The sequence below is a fragment of the Bacillus sp. CH_70 genome (assembly GCF_038007045.1).
In the GTDB taxonomy this organism is placed as follows: Bacteria; Bacillota; Bacilli; order Bacillales; family Bacillaceae_G; genus Bacillus_A; species Bacillus_A cereus.
In genome coordinates this window covers 3,619,706-3,639,833 of sequence record NZ_JBBOWL010000001.1, presented here as the reverse complement: position 1 = coordinate 3,639,833, position 20,128 = coordinate 3,619,706, and the positions used below count along the sequence as shown (strand labels likewise).

Genomic DNA, 20,128 nt, shown 5'->3' with positions numbered 1-20,128 from the left:
GTCTTTGCAAATCAATATTTGCTATGGTATACTATAAACCGAGATAACCATGTCATGTATATTTTGTGAAAAAGAGAGTGGGGAAACCCACTCTTTCGTGTTACTATCTACATTTTATTCATGTAGATAGTAAAGACATTTCTGTCGTATATACATATTTTGTTACAAGTTTTACTTCTTAAATTTGGTAATACTAAGACAGATATTCCCTGCTTAACGGCAGGGGCTTTTGTTAGCTAACGAGAAAGAATAAGATAGACCGTCTTTATGAACGGGATCTTTTCTTGTAAATGGTACATGGCGGCAGGAAGGAGGCTGTTTATGGATAAGAAAGTCACAGAAGTTGTAGAAGCATTTGCGCAGCCAATCGTTGAAGAGTTAAATCTTGAACTTGTAGATGTAGAGTATGTGAAAGAAGGACAAGACTGGTTCTTACGCGTATTCATCGATTCTGAAAAGGGAGTCGACATTGAAGAATGCGGTGCGGTAAGTGAACGTTTAAGCGAAGCTTTAGATAAAGAGGATCCAATTCCTCACCTTTACTTTTTGGATGTATCATCTCCTGGAGCAGAACGCCCATTAAAGAAAGAGAAAGACTTCCAGCAAGCGGTAGGAAAACAAGTGGCAATTAAAACATATGAGCCGATTGATGGCGAAAAGATGTTTGAAGGAAAGTTACTTTCCTACGACGGTACTACAATTACACTACTATTAACAATTAAAACACGTAAAAAAGAAATCCAAATTCCAATGGATAAAGTTGCAAATGCGCGACTTGCTGTTACGTTTTAGTAAGAAGGGGGATCTTCATGAGCACTGAGTTGTTAGATGCTTTGCTCGTATTAGAGTCAGAAAAAGGTATTAGTAAAGATATTATTATTGATGCGATTGAAGCAGCGTTAATCTCTGCTTATAAACGCAATTTTAACCAAGCACAAAACGTTCGTGTGAGCTTTAACCCAGAAGTGGGAACAATTCAAGTTTTAGCACGTAAGGACGTTGTTGATAATGTGTTTGATCCACGTCTTGAAATCTCTGTAGAAGAGGCAAGACAAATTAATCCAAACTACCAAGATGGCGACGTACTAGAAATTGAAGTAACGCCAAAAGATTTTGGTCGTATTGCAGCGCAAACTGCAAAACAAGTTGTAACACAACGAGTTCGTGAAGCAGAACGTGGTGTTATTTACTCAGAATTTAGTGATCGTGAAGAAGACATTATGGTTGGTATTGTACAACGCCAAGATGCTCGTTTCATCTACGTAAGCTTAGGTAAAGTAGAAGCTTTATTACCTGTAAGTGAGCAAATGCCAAATGAGCAATATAAGCCACATGATCGTATTCGCGTATTTATTACAAAAGTAGAAAAGACAACAAAAGGACCACAAATTTACGTATCACGTACACATCCTGGTCTTTTAAAACGTTTATTCGAAATGGAAGTTCCAGAAATTTATGATGGAACTGTAGAAATTCGCTCTGTAGCGCGCGAAGCAGGAGATCGTTCTAAAATCTCTGTGCATGCAGAAAACATTGATGTTGATCCAGTTGGTTCTTGCGTAGGACCGAAAGGACAACGTGTACAACGTGTTGTAGATGAACTAAAAGGTGAAAAGATTGACATCGTTCGCTGGTCAAATGATCCAGTTGAATATGTTGCAAATGCTTTAAGCCCATCACAAGTTGTTAAAGTACTTGTAGATGAAGATGAAAAAGCAACAACTGTTGTTGTTCCAGACCACCAGCTATCATTAGCTATCGGTAAGCGTGGACAAAATGCGCGTCTTGCAGCTAAATTAACAGGCTGGAAAATTGATATTAAAAGTGAGTCTGATGCGAAACAACTTGGAATTGTAACAGAAGAAGATAGCGTAATCGCATTCGGATTCGATTCAGTTGAAGACGAAATCGAATAGAGGTGATGAGTATGAGCAATCGAAAAGTTCCGTTACGAAAATGTATCGCGACGCAAGAGATGAAATCAAAACGAGAGCTCGTTCGCATTGTTCGTTCCAAAGAGGGCGAAGTGTCTATTGATTTATCTGGAAAAAAATCAGGACGAGGTGCATATTTGTCAAAAGATAAAGAATGCATTATGCAAGCCCAAAAGAAAAACATTTTGGAACATCATCTAAAAGCGAAAATCGACAGTTCTCTGTACGAAGAGCTTCTTGAGCTTGTTGAGAAGGAGTCGAAATAAGTGTCCGATTGGAAATCGTTTTTAGGACTAGCAAATCGCGCTCGAAAAATCATTTCGGGTGAAGAACTCGTTTTAAAAGAAGTACGAAGTGGTAAAGCAAAGCTCGTATTGCTTTCTGAAGATGCGTCAGCGAACACTACTAAACGTATCACTGATAAAACGACGTACTACAACGTACCAATGAAAAAAGTCGAAAATCGACAACAATTAGGGCATGCGATTGGGAGAGACGAGCGAGTCGTTGTAGCTGTGTTAGATGAAGGCTTTGCGAAAAAGCTACGTAGCATGCTCGATACAAATTACCGGGGGTGAAGGTATGAGTAAAATTCGAGTACATGAATATGCAAAAAAAAATAATATCTCAAGTAAAGATCTTATGACAAAACTTAAAGAGATGAATATCGAGGTTTCGAATCATATGACAATGTTAGAAGATGAAGTAGTAAATAAATTAGATAATGAATATAACACTGGAGCGGAAAAACCTTCTGTTGCAGATGAGTTTGAAGTAGAAGAGAAAGTTGTTCGCAGTAAAAAGAACAGCAATAAGAAAAAGAAAAAAGGCAAAGGAAATGAAGACAAACGTCAAGATAACTTTGCTGGAAGACAACAAACGCAAATAGTAGAAACACCAGATAAAATTACTTTCTCTGGAAGCCTTACAGTAGGTGAACTTGCTAAAAAGTTAAGTAAAGAGCCATCTGAAATTATTAAAAAGCTCTTCATGCTTGGAATTATGGCAACAATTAACCAAGACTTGGATAAAGATACAATTGAGTTAATTGCTACTGATTACGGTATTGAAGTAGAAGAAGAAGTAGTTGTAAGTGAAACTGAGTTTGAAACATTCATTGATGAGCAAGATGATGAAGAAAACTTAAAAGAGCGTCCAGCTGTTGTTACGATTATGGGACACGTTGACCATGGTAAAACAACATTACTTGACTCAATTCGTAATTCAAAAGTAACTGCTGGCGAAGCGGGTGGAATTACTCAGCATATTGGTGCATACCAAGTTGAAGTAAATGATAAGAAAATTACATTCTTAGATACGCCTGGTCACGCGGCATTTACAACGATGCGTGCTCGTGGTGCGCAAGTAACTGATATTACAATCCTTGTTGTTGCAGCTGATGACGGTGTTATGCCTCAAACAGTTGAAGCGATTAGCCATGCAAAAGCAGCTGGAGTACCAATTATTGTTGCTGTGAATAAAATGGATAAACCAGCGGCGAATCCTGATCGTGTAATGCAAGAATTAACAGAATATGAATTAGTTCCAGAAGCTTGGGGCGGAGATACAATTTTCGTACCAATTTCTGCAATCCAAGGCGAGGGAATTGACAACTTGCTAGAGATGATTCTTCTTGTAAGTGAAGTAGAAGAATATAAAGCAAACCCAAATCGTTATGCAACGGGTACTGTAATTGAAGCACAGCTTGATAAAGGTAAAGGAACTATCGCGACATTATTAGTTCAAAACGGTACACTTCGAGTTGGAGATCCAATCGTTGTTGGAACTTCATTCGGACGTGTTCGTGCAATGGTAAGTGATATTGGTCGTCGTGTAAAAGTTGCTGGTCCATCAACTCCTGTTGAAATTACAGGTTTAAATGAAGTACCACAGGCTGGAGATCGTTTCATGGCATTCGCTGATGAGAAGAAAGCTCGTCAAATCGGTGAATCACGTGCACAAGAAGCGTTAGTTGCACAACGTGGTGAGAAATCTAAATTAAGCCTTGAAGATTTATTCCAACAAATCCAAGAGAGCGATGTAAAAGAAATCAACTTAATCGTAAAAGCAGACGTACAAGGTTCTGTTGAAGCGATGGCAGCGTCACTTCGTAAAATTGATGTTGAAGGCGTAAAAGTTAAAATCATTCACACTGGTGTAGGTGCGATTACAGAATCTGATATCATTTTAGCTTCTGCATCTAATGCAATTGTAATTGGATTTAACGTACGTCCGGATGTGAACGCGAAGCGTACAGCTGAATTAGAGAACGTTGATGTTCGCTTACACCGCATTATCTACAAAGTAATCGAAGAAATTGAATTAGCAATGCAAGGTATGCTGGATCCAGAATTCGAAGAAAAAGTAATCGGTCAAGCGGAAGTTCGTCAAACATTCAAGGTAACAAAAGTTGGAACAATCGCAGGTTGTTACGTAATTGACGGTAAAATTACACGCGATAGTGGCGTTCGTATTATCCGCGATGGTATCGTAATTTTCGAAGGACAACTTGATACGTTAAAACGTTTCAAAGACGACGTAAAAGAAGTTGCACAAAACTATGAGTGTGGTATTACAATTGAGAGATATAATGACCTTAAAGAAGGGGACATCATTGAAGCATACGTTATGGAAGAAGTGAAGCGATGATTGTCGCTTCACTCTCATTCGAGTGTATGATTTACGATGTGCATTCTTTAAAAGAGAAACGGGCAATTTTGCAACGAGTGCTAACTCGTGTGAAACAGCGCTATAATGTAGCTGTTTCTGAAGTTGGGCATCAAGATGTATGGCAACGTACAGAAATTGCGATTGTTTCCGTATCCTCAAATCGTGTTATCTGTGAAAAAGAAATGAATCGTGTACTGGAGTACATCGATTCATTTCCTGAAATTGAACGTACGATAACACAATTGGAATGGTATTGAATGAGGTGAAGAGTTATGAAATTACGTGCAAACCGTGTAGGCGAGCAAATGAAAAAAGAATTAGGCGACATCATTAGTCGTAAAATTAAAGACCCACGTATCGGATTTGTTACAGTAACAGATGTACAAGTGAGTGGTGATTTGCAAATTGCCAAAGTATATATTTCTGTTTTAGGTGACGAAGAACAGAAAGAAAATACGTTAAAAGGTTTAGCGAAGGCAAAAGGCTTTATTCGTTCAGAAATTGGCCAACGTATTCGTCTTCGTAAAACACCGGAAATTACCTTTGAGTTTGATGAGTCTATCGGATATGGTCATCGAATTGATACACTTTTACATGAAATTAATAAAGACGGTAAACGTGAAGAATAATGGATAGACATTTGTCTATCCATTTTTTCAATGCAAAATAAGTTTTGGATATTTACTACGAAAGAATTATGATGAGGTGAACATATATGGAAGGTGTAGTATTATTACATAAGCCAAAAGGCATGACATCACATGATTGTGTATTTAAATTAAGAAAGATATTGCGAGAAAAGAGAATTGGTCATACGGGAACATTAGACCCAGATGTAACGGGAGTATTACCACTTTGTGTGGGGAGAGCAACGAAGATTGCACAATTTTTAACAAGTGAAACGAAAACATATGAAGGTGAAGTAACATTAGGGTTTTCAACAACAACAGAAGATGCTTCTGGTGAAGTTGTGGAGAAACAAGATGTAAACCGTGTTATTACACGTAAAGAAGTAGAAGAGGTACTAGCGGAATTAACAGGCACGATTGAACAAATGCCACCAATGTTCTCAGCTGTAAAAGTAAACGGGAAAAAATTATATGAATATGCAAGAGCAGGACAAGAGGTGGAACGTCCAGTTCGTACAATTACGATTCATGAATTCGTATTACTTGATGACCGTGAAGTTTTTGAAGGAGAAAATATTTCATTCCGTTTCCGTGTAACGTGTAGTAAAGGAACATATGTAAGAACGTTAGCGGTAATGATCGGGGAGAAACTTGGTTTCCCATCACATATGTCTCACCTTGTAAGAACGGCATCTGGTGAATTTTTATTAGAAGATTGCATATCATTTGAAGAAATTGAAGAAAACGTGCAAAATGGAACAGTAGAGTCTATCTTCATTTCAATTGATGAAGCATTAAGTAAGTTTCCAAAAATGGTTGTAGATGAAAAGCAAGCAGAGAAAATCAAGAATGGTATGTTCTTAAAGAATGAATTAGAAATAACAGCACCATTTATTACAGTGTTTGATAAAAATGATCGTTGCTTAGCAATTTATGAACATCATCCGAAACATCCTGGCATGTTAAAGCCGATGAAAGTACTTGTGAATAATCAAGAACTAAAGCTATAATGAATTATTGGAAGGATTATTACAGAAAAAGGTGAATTCAAGCGTGAAACTTATTCATTTAACTCATCCACATGAACAAAATAAATTAGAATTACCACCTACTGTAATGGCATTAGGATTTTTTGATGGCATTCATTTAGGACATCAATGTGTAATTCGAACTGCGAAAAAAATAGCGGACGACCGAGGATATAAAAGTGCAGTTATGACATTTCATCCTCATCCATCTGTTGTTTTAGGGAAAAAGGATGCGCATGTGGAGTATATTACACCAATGCGTGATAAAGAAAAAATAGTCGAAAGCTTAGGAATCGATATATTATATGTGATTAAATTTGATGAATCATTTGCAGGGTTATTACCACAACAATTTGTAGATGATTATATTATTGGTTTAAATGTAAAGCATGTAGTAGCAGGGTTTGATTATTCATATGGACGTTTAGGAAAAGGAAAGATGGAGACTTTACCATTTCATGCAAGAGGGGAGTTTACACAGACTGTGATTGAAAAAGTTGAATTTCAAGAAGAGAAAGTAAGTTCTACAGCATTACGAAAGTTAATTCGAAATGGCGAAATGGAACAAATTCCATCTATTTTAGGTAGAGCCTATACTGTAGCGGGAACAGTTATACACGGCGACAAACGTGGGCGTCAAATTGGTTTTCCAACAGCTAATGTAGGTTTAAGTGATGAGTATTTATTGCCACCTGTAGGTGTTTATGCAGTGAGATTAAAAGTTCACGATGAATGGTACGATGGTGTATGTAATATTGGATATAAACCGACTTTTAAAGAAGATGAGCGTCAATTATCAATTGAAGTGCACTTATTTGAATTTAACAAAGATATATACAATCAAAATGTTACAGTAGAGTGGCATATGCGTATAAGAGAAGAGAAGAAATTCAATGGCATTGATGAGTTAGTTGAACAAATCGCAAAAGATAAGAAAACAGCACAAGAATATTTTGCGAGCGAAAAGAATATACTTGCTTTTTCAAATGAAAAGTAGTATTCTATGTTATGTACTTTATGACAACCATTGCTTGGCATTGCGACTCACCGACGCTTGCTAGGTAATTGGGGGTTTAATTAATAGGAGGTGAAATAGGATGGCTTTAACACAAGAGCGTAAAAATGAAATCATTGCACAATTTAGAACTCATGAGACTGATACTGGTTCTCCAGAGGTTCAAATTGCTGTCCTAACGGAGCAAATTAACACTCTAAACGAGCACTTACGTACTCACAAGAAAGATCATCATTCACGTCGTGGTCTATTAAAGATGGTTGGTAAACGTCGTAATTTACTAACTTACCTTCGTAATAGCGATATCACACGTTACCGTGAATTAATCACAAAGCTTGGCTTACGTCGATAGTCAAAGAAGCGGGAATATTCCCGCTTTTTTGTTAGGTAAAAATATATCTTCTACGCTTTATAGCTTACTTAATTTTAGGCAATACTAGAGGTAGAATATTGTGATATACTATCCATTTACATAGAAGAATTGAATACTTTAAATTGAGAGGGGTACTTAAATGAGTCAAGAAAAGCAAGTCTTCTCGATAGATTTAGCTGGTCGCCAGCTAACAGTTGAAACTGGTCAGCTTGCCAAACAAGCGAACGGAGCAGTATTAGTAAGATATGGCGATACAGCGGTTCTATCTACAGCAACTGCATCAAAAGAAGCTAAAAATGTAGATTTTTTCCCACTTACAGTAAACTATGAAGAGCGTTTATATGCAGTCGGAAAAATTCCTGGCGGTTTTATTAAGCGTGAAGGTCGTCCAAGTGAAAAAGCAATTTTGGCAAGTCGTTTAATCGACCGTCCAATTCGTCCGCTATTCGCAGATGGTTTCCGTAACGAAGTACAAGTTGTCAGCATTGTAATGAGTGTTGATCAGGATTGTTCTTCTGAAATGGCAGCTATGCTTGGTTCTTCATTAGCGTTATCGATTTCAGATATTCCATTTGAAGGTCCAATCGCTGGTGCGACAGTTGGTCGTATTAATGGCGAATTCGTTATTAATCCAACAGTAGAACAGCAAGAACAAAGTGATATCCACTTAGTTGTAGCTGGTACGAAAGATGCGATTAACATGGTTGAAGCAGGAGCAGATCAAGTGCCTGAAGAAACAATGTTAGAAGCAATTATGTTTGGTCATGATGAAATTAAACGTTTAATTGCATTCCAAGAAGAGATCGTACAAGCTGTAGGTAAAGAGAAATCAGAAGTGAAACTTTATGAAGTTGACGCTGATCTTAATCAAGCTGTACGTGAAATGGCTGAGAAGGATATGCATTCTGCAATTCAAGTACATGAGAAACATGCACGTGAAGATGCAATTAACGAAGTGAAAAAGCGTGTAATTGAGCATTACGAAGCTGAGGAAGCTGACGCTGATACATTAGGACAAGTAAATGAGATTTTATATAAAATTGTAAAAGAAGAAGTACGTCGTCTTATTACAGTTGAAAAAATTCGCCCAGATGGCCGTAAAGGTGACGAAATCCGTCCTTTAGCATCAGAGGTTGGTATTTTATCTCGTACACACGGTTCTGGTTTATTCACACGTGGACAAACACAAGCATTAAGTATTTGTACATTAGGTGCATTAGGCGATGTGCAAATTTTAGATGGTCTTGGTGTAGAAGAATCAAAACGCTTTATGCACCATTACAATTTCCCATCATTTAGTGTTGGTGAAACAAGACCGATGCGTGGACCAGGTCGTCGTGAAATTGGTCACGGTGCACTAGGAGAGCGCGCACTTGAGCCTGTAATTCCATCTGAAAAAGATTTCCCATACACAGTACGCCTTGTATCTGAAGTATTAGAATCAAATGGTTCTACTTCACAAGCAAGTATTTGTGGTAGTACTTTAGCAATGATGGATGCGGGTGTTCCACTTAAAGCTCCAGTTGCAGGTATTGCAATGGGTCTGGTTAAATCTGGTGAGCATTACACAATTTTATCTGATATTCAAGGTATGGAAGATCATTTAGGTGATATGGACTTTAAAGTAGCAGGTACAGCACAAGGTGTAACTGCGCTGCAAATGGACATTAAAATCGATGGTTTATCACGTGAGATTTTAGAAGAGGCATTACAACAAGCGAAAATTGGTCGTGTGCACATTCTAAATCATATGTTATCTGTTATTGCAGAGCCACGTACTGAATTATCAGCTTACGCTCCAAAGATTATTACAATGACAATCAACCCAGATAAAATCCGTGACGTTATTGGACCAAGCGGTAAACAAATCAATAAAATTATTGAAGAAACTGGCGTTAAAATTGACATCGAGCAAGATGGTACAGTATTCATTTCATCAATAAATCAAGAAATGAACGACAAAGCTAAGAAGATTATCGAAGATATCGTTCGCGAAGTACAAGTAGGTGAGATCTACGAAGGAAAAGTGAAACGTGTTGAGAAATTTGGTGCTTTCGTTGAATTATTCAGCGGTAAAGATGGATTAGTTCATATTTCTGAACTTGCACTTGAGCGTGTAGGTAAAGTAGAAGACGTTGTGAAAATCGGTGATGTAATTACAGTTAAAGTTATCGAGATTGACAAGCAAGGTCGCGTAAATCTATCTAGAAAAGTATTGCTAAAAGAAGAGCAAGAAAAAGAAGCTGCTAAAGAAGAAAACAAACAAGAGCAGCAATAAGTAAAAGCCAGTTAAACTGGCTTTTTTTGTTATGTAAAAAACATGATGTTCATATATTTTTATGTCGGTATAGGTATAGTTTTCATTATAACGCTCAAATTAACAAAGATAAGAAGAAAATGTTTTTATATAGTTAATTTGGGAGGGTTTATATGAAAGTTCGTATATTGGCATACATATGTATATTTTCTTTATATGTCAGTTTAGGCTCTTATTCTGTTTTTGCACAAGATAACTTGCATGAAGAAATTCAAAAGCATGCAAAACAGTATGAGATTGCACCTCAAAATGCGATGATTGATAAAATATGGAAGGCAACACCTGGATATAATGGAAGACAAGTGGATATTGAAGCATCGTATAATAATATGAAGAAGCTAAAGGAATTTGATCAAAAATATCTTGAATTCAAAGAAGTCTCACCGAGTGTTCATTTGGAAGATTTATCACCAGCTCCAATTTATAGAGGGCATCCAAATAAAAAGATGGTAGGATTAACAATAAATGTGGCATGGGGAAATGAGTATTTGCCTCGCATATTAGAAATCTTGAAAAAGCATGATGTGAAGGCCACTTTCTTTTTAGAAGGACGTTGGGTGAAAGAAAATTTGCGGTTTGCAAAAATGATTGTCGATGCAAAACAAGAAGTTGGAAATCACTCATACACACACCCTAATATGAAAACGTTATCGTCAGATGAAATACGAGATCAGTTACAAAAAACAAATCGAATGATAGAAGTAGCAACGAATCAAAAAGTAAGATGGTTTGCCCCGCCGAGTGGAAGCTTTCGAGATGAAGTCGTAAAGATTGCAGATGATTTTCAAATGGGAACGATTATGTGGACTGTAGATACGATTGATTGGAAGCGACCTGAGCCGGATGTACTATTGCAGAGAGTAATGAGAAAAATACATCCAGGTGCTATCATATTAATGCATCCTACTTCGTCTACAGCAGAGGCTTTAGAAACAATGATTATAAAATTGAAGGAACAAGGATATAAAGTGGGGAATATAACTGAATTACTGGATGAAAAACGTGTGGATTAAATACATTTGCATGACATTCATCCTTAAACTTGTTATCATTAAATAATAGCGTTTTATTTAGAGAAACTGGCAGTAGGAGGAAAGTTTTTGATTAAAAAATATACTTGTAAAAATGGTGTAAGAATAGTTATGGAGAATATACCAACTGTAAGATCGGTTGCAATTGGTATTTGGATCCATGCGGGATCAAGAAATGAAAATGAAAAAAATAATGGGATTTCTCACTTTTTAGAGCATATGTTCTTTAAAGGGACAGAAACACGTAGTGCACGAGAGATTGCAGAATCATTTGATAGCATTGGTGGTCAAGTGAATGCATTTACTTCAAAAGAATATACTTGTTACTATGCAAAAGTATTAGATGAGCATGCTAAATATGCTTTAGATGTTTTAGCAGATATGTTCTTTAATTCAACATTTGATGAGGAAGAACTGAAAAAAGAGAAGAATGTCGTATGTGAAGAAATTAAAATGTACGAAGATGCGCCAGATGATATTGTGCATGATATGTTAACGAAAGCAACATATGAAACGCATCCACTTGGATATCCTATTTTAGGAACAGAAGAAACGCTTAATACGTTTACAGGTGATACGTTACGTCAATATATAAAAGATCATTACACACCTGAAAATGTAGTTGTATCAGTTGCAGGAAATATTGATGAAGCATTTTTACAAACAGTGGAGCAATATTTCGGTAGTTATGAAGGAACAACAAACCGTGAACAAGTACATAGCCCAATTTTCCATTTCAATAAGGTAGCCCGTAAAAAGGAAACGGAACAAGCTCATTTATGTCTAGGATATAAAGGCTTACAAATGGGACACGAAGATATTTATAACTTAATTGTATTAAATAATGTTTTAGGTGGTAGCATGAGTAGCCGTTTATTCCAAGAAGTACGTGAGCAACGTGGATTAGCTTACTCGGTATTTTCTTACCACTCTTCTTATGAAGATACAGGTATGTTAACACTTTACGGTGGAACAGGTAGCCAACAATTAGATACACTGTATGAAACAATGCAAGAAACATTAGAGACATTGAAAAATACAGGTATTACAGAAAAAGAGCTTATGAATAGTAAAGAGCAATTAAAAGGAAACTTAATGTTAAGTTTAGAAAGTACAAATAGCCGTATGAGTCGTAACGGTAAAAATGAATTGCTTCTTCGTAAACATCGTTCACTTGATGAGATTATTGAAAGTGTAAACACTGTAACAAAAGAAAATGTGGACGGATTAATTCGCAACATGTTTACTGATGAATTCTCTGCGGCACTTATTAGTCCAGACGGAAAACTTCCAAAAGGAATAAAACTATAATCGATTTTTATGATGTATCTGATAATAACCTTCTCTCTTTTTAAATGAGAGAAGGTTATTTTTTTTATACATATAGAATAGGTACTAATTATAGACAATGCAAATGAAAAATTCAGTAGGGGAGTGGAGTATGTATGCGATTAAGTGAATTAAGTGGTAAAGAGGTTGTAGATATAGAAAAAGCGGAAAAAATGGGAGTCTTAGGTTATATGGATTTAGAGATTAATGAGAAAGACGGACGAATACAAACACTTATAATACCTGTAGGGAAGTGGGGAGGTTTTAAAAAGGAACCACAAGAAGTAAGGGTGGCATGGAATCAAATAAAGAAAGTCGGACATGATATGCTTCTTTGTGATAGTATAGATCGTTCAAATTCGGAGTGAAGGATGGCCATTTTGGTCATCTTTTTTTGTATCTACATAGAAACCTGATAAATCATATGTGCATTTGGATTTTCAATCACCATAAACTCGTACATTACATATGATGTGGAGGAAAAAGAAAAAGTAGGCACTTTTCTTATAAATGACAGAAAAAGAAGGTGAATTAGGGAATGTTGACTGAGATGCATATTGCTGTCATAGGAGGAGATGCAAGGCAGCTAGAAGTAATTCGTAAGCTAGTTGAATTGGATGCGAAACTTTCTTTGATAGGGTTTGATCAGTTAGATCATGGTTTCACAGGGGCAGCAAAAGAAAGTATACAAAATTTAGATTTCACTTCTGTAGACGCAATTATTTTGCCGGTTGCAGGTACAAATGCTAAAGGAGAAGTAGATACTATTTTTTCAAATGAAAAAGTTTCAATAACGAAAGAACAAATTGAAAATACACCAGAACACTTTACTATATATTCGGGTATTGGTACACCTTACTTGGAAAATCTCGTATCTACTACGAACCGAAAACTTGTTAAATTATTTGATCGTGATGATGTGGCAATATACAATTCTATTCCAACTGTAGAAGGTACATTAATGATGGTAATTCAACATACCGACTATACAATTCATGGGTCCAATGTAATGGTTCTAGGATTTGGTAGAACAGGAATGAGTGTTGCGAGAGCATTTCAATCATTAGGAGCCCATGTCAAAGTTGGAGCAAGACGATCTGAACATATTGCACGTATTACAGAAATGATGTTTTCTCCTTTTCATATGCAAGACATAGAGAAAGAAGTAGGAAATATCGATATTGTAATCAATACAATTCCGCACCTCGTTGTAACAGCGAATGTTATTGCAAAAATGCCAGCTCATACGTTAGTGATTGATTTAGCTTCTAAACCAGGTGGTACTGACTTTAGATATGCGGAAAAAAGAGGAGTCAAAGCGTTGCTAGCACCTGGATTACCAGGTATTGTTGCTCCAAAAACGGCTGGGCAAATTTTAGCAAATGTTCTTTCTCAGTTATTAGCAGCAGATGCAATTGCAAAGGAGGAGGAAAAGAAATGAGTTTGAAGGGGAAACGAATTGGTTTCGGATTTACGGGTTCACATTGTACGTATGAGGAAGTTATGCCGCACTTAGAAAAATTAATTGCTGAAGGGGCAGAAGTACGTCCCGTTGTTTCATACACTGTTCAATCAACAAATACTAGATTTGGAGAAGGAGCAGAGTGGATTAAGAAGATTGAAGAAATAACAGGTTTTAAAGCAATTAATTCAATTGTTGGAGCAGAGCCACTTGGACCTAAAATTCCATTAGACTGCATGGTAATCGCTCCTTTAACAGGAAATTCTATGAGTAAATTTGCAAATGCAATGACAGATTCTCCAGTACTAATGGCAGCAAAAGCGACGCTAAGAAATGGCAAGCCTGTCGTATTGGCAGTTTCGACGAATGATGCTTTAGGATTAAATGGGGTAAATCTCATGCGCCTAATGGCCACAAAAAATATCTATTTCGTCCCATTCGGTCAAGATGCGCCAGAGAAAAAACCGAACTCAATGGTAGCTCGTATGGAGTTACTGGAAGATACAGTATTAGAAGCGCTGCAAGGAAAGCAATTGCAACCGGTGGTCGTAGAAAAATTCAGATATATGAATTAAAAAACGAAAAAAAACGGACAATTTTTGATGAAACCATCATTCTTACTGTAGAATATGATAAAATTAACGTTATTAAGATTAGAAGGGGTATTGTATACTCCTTCTGATTCTAAGTTATAGAAGGATTGGTATCTAGAAAGGGGCATAGTGATGGAAAAGCAAAAAACTTTTCATGTCGCTGTAGTTGGAGCAACCGGCGCAGTTGGTGAACAAATGTTAAATACTTTAGAGAAACGAGAATTTCCAATCGGGAAATTAACGTTACTTTCATCTAAACGATCTGCAGGTAAGAAACTTGTATTTAAAGGCGAAGAATTTACAGTTCAAGAGGCAACTCCTGAAAGCTTTGAAGGAGTAGATATCGCACTATTTAGTGCTGGTGGATCTGTATCGAAACAATTAGCGCCAGAAGCAGCAAAACGCGGTGCGATTGTTGTTGATAATACAAGTGCATTCCGTATGACAGAAAACGTGCCACTTGTTGTACCTGAAGTAAATGAAAACGACTTAAAAGAACATAATGGTATTATTGCAAATCCAAACTGTTCTACAATTCAAATGGTAGTAGCTCTTGAGCCAGTTCGTCAGCAATATGGTTTAAAACGAGTAATCGTTTCCACATATCAAGCTGTATCAGGTGCTGGTGCGGCAGCTATTGAAGAACTTCATGAACAATCACAAGCAATCTTAAATGGCGAAGAAGTTAAGGCAAATGTTCTTCCTGTATCAGGTGATAAGAAGCATTTCCCAATTGCTTTTAATGCGATTCCACAGATTGATAAGTTCCAAGATAATGGATTTACATTTGAAGAAATGAAAATGATTAACGAAACAAAAAAAATTATGCATATGCCTGAATTAGAAGTAGCGGCAACATGTGTACGTTTACCAGTTGTATCAGGACACTCTGAGTCTGTTTACATCGAAGTAGAAAAAGAAGGCGTAACAGTAGCAGAATTAAAGAGCTTACTTGCAAATGCGGAAGGTATTGTTCTGCAAGATAATCCAGAAGAGCAGTTATATCCAATGCCAGCTACTGCAGTAGGTAAAAACGAAGTATTCGTTGGAAGAATCCGTAAAGATTTAAATAACGATAAAGGATTCCATCTTTGGGTCGTATCTGATAACTTATTAAAAGGCGCTGCATGGAATTCTGTTCAAATTGCAGAGCGCTTAGTAAAATTACAATTAGTGTAAACGGCTAAGAGAAGGTGCAAAATATGAAAATAATTGTTCAAAAATTTGGTGGCACATCAGTACGTGATGACAATGGACGTAAGCATGCGCTTCATCATATAAAGAAATCATTAGCTGCTGGTTATAAAGTAGTTACTGTCGTATCTGCTATGGGTCGTAAAGGTGAACCATATGCAACGGATACGTTATTAAGTCTTGTAAATCAAGAGGAATCTACTATTTCTAAACGTGAGCAAGATTTATTATTATCGTGCGGAGAGTTAATCTCTGCAATTGTTTTCTCTAATATGTTGAATGAGAACGGTGTAAAAGCAGCAGCATTAAATGGTGCACAAGCTGGTTTTGTAACGAATGATGACTTTACGAATGCAAAGATTATTGAAATGAATTGCGATCGTATACATGAAGAGTTAGAAAATGTAGATGTAATCGTCGTTACAGGATTCCAAGGGCAAACGAAAAAAGGTGATACGACAACACTTGGACGCGGAGGTAGTGATACTTCAGCTTCAGCATTAGGTGTTGCACTTCATGCTGAATACATCGATATATTCACTGATGTAGAAGGTGTTATGACTGCGGATCCTCGTATTGTAAAAGATGCACGTCATCTTCAAACTGTAACGTATAACGAAATTTGTAACATGGCTTATCAAGGTGCGAAAGTCGTTCATCCACGTGCAGTTGAAATTGCGATGCATGCAAAAGTGCCACTTCGTGTACGTTCTACGTATTCTGATAGTGAAGGTACGCTTATTTCAGCATATGACGGTGCTACAAGAGGTCGTGATGTAGAAGAACGTCCTGTTACAGGTATCGCCCACGTATCAAACGTAACGCAAATTAAAGTGCTTGCAAAAGAAACGGCATATGATTTGCAACAACATGTGTTTAAAGAGATGGCGAACGAAGGAATAAGTGTCGATTTAATTAATATTTCACCTACTGGTGTAGCATATACGGTGAGTGATAATGTATCAAGTCATGCAGTTAAATTATTAAAGAACCTTGGATATGAGCCAATTGTGACAGAGCATTGTGCGAAAGTATCTATCGTTGGAGCTGGAATGGCAGGATACCCAGGGGTTACTGCGAAAATCGTTACAGCTTTAGCGGAAAAAGGTATTCAAATCCTGCAATCGGCAGATAGTCATACAACAATTTGGGTTCTTGTAAAAGAAACTGATTTAGTGGAGGCTGTAAATGCATTACATAGTGCGTTTGAGCTTTCAAAAGAAAAGCAACTGGAACAATAAGGAGTGAGACCATGATAGATTTTGGGACAATTGCAACCGCGATGGTAACACCGTTTGATATAAACGGGAATATCGATTTTGCAAAGACAACGAAATTGGTAAATTATTTAATTGATAACGGTACAACAGCAATCGTGGTAGGAGGAACGACAGGAGAATCTCCTACATTAACTTCAGAAGAGAAAGTAGCGTTATATCGCCATGTCGTATCTGTTGTCGATAAAAGAGTGCCCGTAATCGCTGGAACAGGTAGCAATAATACGCATGCTTCTATTGACTTAACTAAAAAGGCAACAGAAGTTGGTGTGGATGCAGTAATGCTAGTAGCACCGTATTATAACAAACCGAGTCAAGAAGGAATGTATCAGCATTTTAAAGCAATTGCTGAAAGCACGCCGCTTCCGGTTATGCTATATAACGTTCCAGGACGATCTATTGTACAAATCTCCGTTGATACAGTTGTTCGTTTATCAGAAATAGAAAACATTGTTGCTATTAAAGATGCCGGCGGCGATGTGTTAACAATGACAGAAATCATTGAAAAAACAGCGGACGACTTTGCGGTATACAGCGGTGATGACGGTTTAACGTTACCAGCTATGGCAGTTGGAGCGAAAGGTATCGTTTCGGTAGCCTCTCATGTTATCGGAAACGAAATGCAAGAAATGATTACAGCATTTCAAGCAGGAGAATTTAAGAAGGCACAAAAATTACATCAATTACTTGTAAGAGTAACTGATTCATTATTTATGGCGCCAAGTCCAACTCCAGTAAAAACAGCGTTACAAATGGTTGGATTAGATGTAGGTTCTGTACGTTTACCACTTCTTCCATTAACAGAAGAAGAAAGAGTAACGTTACAATCTGTAATGCAATCTATCCCTTGTTAATAAAAAATGACCTAGTGTAGGACTAGGTCATTTTTTATTATATGCAAATCTTTTCCTCTTTTTCTTACTTATATGTGTTCTTATAAGAATATTAATCGCTTCTTCATTATGTGTATAAGAAAATAATCGTACGCCTTTAACTGAGTCAAAAAATGATAGATATTATGGCATAAACGTAATAAACTACGGTGTCTGTTTTTAGAGAAATCCCCTCAAATGTGACGTAATTCATAAAAAAACTCCATTTTGTAAGTGTTTTTGTTGGATTCTAGAAAAATAAATCTTGAAACTCCCTATTATGAAATGAATTTAGCGTATGTATGGCTAGTTCTTCAAAATAATATGGAGTATAAAATCGGAGTAAATATAAAGGAAATACGTTCGATACTTTTGTTGTCATTCCGTTCTTTTCCTCTTTCTTTCGCACGATTTAACTTGTGTTCTATTTCTTGTATCAGGTATAATATGGCTAAGTAGCTTAGTACGGGTATGCTTAGCAAAATTGGGAAAAATTATAATTTAATTAAATTTTCATATCATATCGAATAAGATATTTGATTTATATAATGAAAGAGAGGTGAAACCTGGTTTAAAAAATAAACAAGGACATGATATCGCATAACGGTAAGGACATTCGTCTTGGACGGTGAAAATATGGTGGTTGTAGAGTTTCCCCTGGTGTCTCTGCAATTTTAGTGAAATCAGTGTTTGCAAGATTTTTAAACCAGGCAACAACATGAAGAGAAAAGAGAATGAGTCTGTTAAAGTATTTGCTCTTGGTGGAGTAGGTGAAATCGGGAAAAACATGTACTGTGTTGAAATTGATTCTGAAATCTTTATCGTAGATGCGGGGTTAATGTTCCCGGGAGATGAAATGTTTGGAATTGATATCGTTATTCCTGATATTACATATTTAGTGGAAAATCAAGAGCGAGTAAAAGGTTTATTTATTACTCACGGTCATGAAGATCATATTGGTGGAATTGTGTATGTGCTTCGTAAATTATCTATTCCAGTCTATGCAACGAAATTAACAGTAGGACTTATACAAGAAAAACTTGGTGAAGCGGGCATGTTAGGCCGTGTAGACCTAAAAACAATCGATTCAAATTCAACAGTAGAGTTTAACACTACAACAGTGTCATTCTTCGGAACGACACATAGTATTCCGGATTCTGTTGGCGTTTGTTTCCATACATCAAAAGGTGCAATCGTATATACTGGAGACTTTAAATTCGATCAAACTCCAATTGGAAATAGTGGAGCAGATCTTGGGAAAATGGCGCAAATCGGAAATGAAGGTGTACTTTGCTTATTATCTGATAGTACAAATGCAGAGCGTCCAGGGTATACAGGTTCAGAAAAAGAAGTTGGTGTAGAAATTTCTAAAGTGTTCTACGGCGCAGAAGGTCGTATTATCGTTGCTTCATTTGCATCGAATGTACATCGTATTCAACAAGTATTTGATGCAGCTGCCGAAACAGGGCGAAAAGTAGCGGTAGTAGGACGTAGTATGGTGAAAGTAGTAGACATTGCAAGACGTCTTGGTTATTTAGATGTTCCAGAAGGTATGGTTATTTCATTACAAGAAGTAGATAATTTCCCAGAGAAAAAGGTAGCTATTTTAACGACAGGTAGTCAAGGTGAACCGATGGCTGCTCTATCTAGAATGGCAAAACAAGCACATAAACAAATTTCAATTCGTAAAGGTGATACTGTTATCATTGCTGCTTCGCCAATTCCGGGTAATGAAATATCTGTATCAAAAATTATTGATTTGTTATTTAGAGCTGGAGCTGAAGTTGTTTATTACGGCGAAAGAAAAGTTCACGTTTCAGGTCACGGTAGCCAAGAAGAATTAAAATTAATGTTAAATTTAATGAAACCGAAGTACTTTGTACCCGTACATGGTGAGTTTCGTATGCAAAAAGCACATGCGTATTTAGCTGAAGATGTAGGTATTACAAGAGAAAATATCTTTATCGTAGAAAAAGGCGATGTAATTGCTTTTGGTGACGATGAAGCGAACTTAGTCGGTAAAGTACAAGCTGGTAATGTTTTAATTGATGGATTAGGTGTAGGTGACGTTGGTAATATCGTTCTTCGAGATAGAAAGATGTTATCTCAAGATGGAATATTAGTAGTTGTTGTAACACTTGGTAAAGATGAAAAGAAAATTATCTCTGGTCCAGAAATCATTTCACGTGGTTTCGTATATGTTCGTGAATCAGAAGCGTTAATTGAACGATCTACAGAGATTGTACGTATGATTGTTGAGCAGTCAATTAAAGAATATTCGATTGAATGGTCAATGTTAAAACAAAATATTCGTGAATTATTAGGACAGTTCTTGTACGAAGAGACAAAGAGAAAACCTATGATTTTACCGATTATTATGGAAGTATAAAAAAGATTACCCTTA

20 protein-coding genes are annotated in these 20,128 nt (G+C 36.7%); all 20 read left to right on the top strand.

Annotation, left to right across the window (positions count from 1 at the left end):
- Nucleotides 1-321: 321 nt before the first annotated feature.
- The 20 genes from rimP to N2V79_RS18225 all read left to right on the top strand — a co-directional run bounded on the left by rimP (nt 322) and on the right by N2V79_RS18225 (nt 20,113).
- Nucleotides 322-792: a ribosome maturation factor RimP gene (gene rimP / locus N2V79_RS18320; RefSeq protein WP_000359095.1), complete on the top strand. Its 471-nt coding sequence runs from the start codon at nt 322-324 to the stop codon at nt 790-792.
- A gap of 17 nt (nt 793-809) precedes the next feature.
- Nucleotides 810-1,916 (top strand): transcription termination factor NusA, encoded by a 1,107-nt coding sequence (gene nusA / locus N2V79_RS18315; RefSeq protein ID WP_000102598.1) that lies wholly within the window; start codon nt 810-812, stop codon nt 1,914-1,916.
- A gap of 11 nt (nt 1,917-1,927) precedes the next feature.
- Nucleotides 1,928-2,200: an RNase P modulator RnpM gene (gene rnpM, locus N2V79_RS18310; RefSeq protein ID WP_000071125.1), complete on the top strand. Its 273-nt coding sequence runs from the start codon at nt 1,928-1,930 to the stop codon at nt 2,198-2,200.
- Nucleotides 2,201-2,512 carry a YlxQ family RNA-binding protein gene (locus N2V79_RS18305; RefSeq protein ID WP_001286522.1) on the top strand — a complete coding sequence of 104 codons (312 nt, stop codon included), beginning with the start codon at nt 2,201-2,203 and terminating at the stop codon, nt 2,510-2,512. It abuts the gene before it with no gap.
- 4 nt (nt 2,513-2,516) lie between these two features.
- A complete protein-coding gene (gene infB / locus N2V79_RS18300; protein WP_000036347.1) occupies nt 2,517-4,583 on the top strand; it encodes a translation initiation factor IF-2 in 2,067 nt (688 codons plus the stop codon).
- Nucleotides 4,580-4,861: a DUF503 domain-containing protein gene (locus tag N2V79_RS18295; RefSeq protein WP_000634349.1), complete on the top strand. Its 282-nt coding sequence runs from the start codon at nt 4,580-4,582 to the stop codon at nt 4,859-4,861. The genes infB and N2V79_RS18295 overlap by 4 nt, the downstream gene beginning before the upstream one ends.
- A 15-nt stretch (nt 4,862-4,876) precedes the next feature.
- Nucleotides 4,877-5,233, top strand: a complete 357-nt coding sequence (rbfA, locus tag N2V79_RS18290; RefSeq protein WP_000776437.1) for a 30S ribosome-binding factor RbfA — start codon at nt 4,877-4,879, stop codon at nt 5,231-5,233.
- Between the two features lie 86 nt (nt 5,234-5,319).
- Nucleotides 5,320-6,243, top strand: coding sequence for a tRNA pseudouridine(55) synthase TruB (gene truB, locus N2V79_RS18285; protein ID WP_000399362.1), 924 nt, complete (start codon nt 5,320-5,322; stop codon nt 6,241-6,243).
- 43 nt (nt 6,244-6,286) lie between these two features.
- Nucleotides 6,287-7,258, top strand: coding sequence for a bifunctional riboflavin kinase/FAD synthetase (gene ribF / locus N2V79_RS18280; protein WP_063675623.1), 972 nt, complete (start codon nt 6,287-6,289; stop codon nt 7,256-7,258).
- Nucleotides 7,259-7,358: 100 nt separating this feature from the next.
- Nucleotides 7,359-7,628 (top strand): 30S ribosomal protein S15, encoded by a 270-nt coding sequence (gene rpsO, locus N2V79_RS18275; RefSeq protein ID WP_001229392.1) that lies wholly within the window; start codon nt 7,359-7,361, stop codon nt 7,626-7,628.
- A 160-nt stretch (nt 7,629-7,788) separates the two neighbouring features.
- Entirely contained in the window at nt 7,789-9,927 is a 2,139-nt protein-coding gene (pnp, locus tag N2V79_RS18270; RefSeq protein ID WP_000076745.1) for a polyribonucleotide nucleotidyltransferase, read from the top strand.
- Nucleotides 9,928-10,079: 152 nt separating this feature from the next.
- Nucleotides 10,080-10,979 (top strand): polysaccharide deacetylase family protein, encoded by a 900-nt coding sequence (locus N2V79_RS18265; protein ID WP_053563762.1) that lies wholly within the window; start codon nt 10,080-10,082, stop codon nt 10,977-10,979.
- Nucleotides 10,980-11,066: 87 nt separating this feature from the next.
- Entirely contained in the window at nt 11,067-12,308 is a 1,242-nt protein-coding gene (locus tag N2V79_RS18260) for a M16 family metallopeptidase (RefSeq protein ID WP_000593001.1), read from the top strand.
- A gap of 134 nt (nt 12,309-12,442) precedes the next feature.
- Nucleotides 12,443-12,694 carry a YlmC/YmxH family sporulation protein gene (locus N2V79_RS18255; RefSeq protein WP_090977198.1) on the top strand — a complete coding sequence of 84 codons (252 nt, stop codon included), beginning with the start codon at nt 12,443-12,445 and terminating at the stop codon, nt 12,692-12,694.
- 170 nt (nt 12,695-12,864) lie between these two features.
- Nucleotides 12,865-13,767: a dipicolinic acid synthetase subunit A gene (gene dpaA, locus N2V79_RS18250; protein ID WP_000954735.1), complete on the top strand. Its 903-nt coding sequence runs from the start codon at nt 12,865-12,867 to the stop codon at nt 13,765-13,767.
- Nucleotides 13,764-14,363, top strand: a complete 600-nt coding sequence (dpaB, locus tag N2V79_RS18245) for a dipicolinate synthase subunit B (protein ID WP_000053596.1) — start codon at nt 13,764-13,766, stop codon at nt 14,361-14,363. The genes dpaA and dpaB overlap by 4 nt, the downstream gene beginning before the upstream one ends.
- Before the next feature lie 150 nt (nt 14,364-14,513).
- A complete protein-coding gene (gene asd, locus N2V79_RS18240; protein WP_000414846.1) occupies nt 14,514-15,560 on the top strand; it encodes an aspartate-semialdehyde dehydrogenase in 1,047 nt (348 codons plus the stop codon).
- Nucleotides 15,561-15,583: 23 nt separating this feature from the next.
- Nucleotides 15,584-16,816: an aspartate kinase gene (dapG, locus tag N2V79_RS18235; RefSeq protein ID WP_071729816.1), complete on the top strand. Its 1,233-nt coding sequence runs from the start codon at nt 15,584-15,586 to the stop codon at nt 16,814-16,816.
- Nucleotides 16,817-16,827: 11 nt separating this feature from the next.
- A complete protein-coding gene (dapA, locus tag N2V79_RS18230) occupies nt 16,828-17,706 on the top strand; it encodes a 4-hydroxy-tetrahydrodipicolinate synthase (RefSeq protein WP_340720129.1) in 879 nt (292 codons plus the stop codon).
- Nucleotides 17,707-18,442: 736 nt separating this feature from the next.
- Nucleotides 18,443-20,113, top strand: a complete 1,671-nt coding sequence (locus N2V79_RS18225) for a ribonuclease J (protein WP_000823089.1) — start codon at nt 18,443-18,445, stop codon at nt 20,111-20,113.
- Nucleotides 20,114-20,128 lie beyond the last annotated feature (15 nt).